The sequence below is a fragment of the Streptomyces sp. WM6386 genome, from assembly GCF_000972385.1.
Classification (GTDB): Bacteria; Actinomycetota; Actinomycetes; order Streptomycetales; family Streptomycetaceae; genus Streptomyces.
On the sequence record NZ_JXTE01000745.1, the window covers coordinates 1 to 326 of the forward strand.

1 pseudogene is annotated in these 326 nt (G+C 73.3%); it reads left to right on the plus strand.

Annotated features, from left to right (window positions below):
- Positions 1-326: pseudogene (locus TN53_RS43495) on the plus strand (AMP-binding protein); the annotation flags it as partial.

Sequence of the window (326 nt, forward strand, 5' to 3'; positions counted from 1 at the left end):
CGAACTTCTTCTACGACCATCTCGTCGCGGTCGCGGACCATTTCGACTCCGTCCCGCTCGACCTGTCCGCGTGGCGGGTCGCCTGCAACGGGGCGGAACCGGTGCAGGCCGGCACAGTCGAGGAGTTCACCCGCGTCTTCGCCCGGCACGGCTTCGCCGCCGGTGCCGTATGCCCGGTCTACGGCATGGCGGAGGCCACGCTCGCGGTGACCTTCAGCGAGGTCGGCAAGGGCCCGCGGACCGTGTGGATGAACCGTGCGCAGCTGCGCGGCCCCGGACGGGCGGTGCCCGCCGAGCCCGGCTCGGTCCCGGCGCGGGCGCTGGTG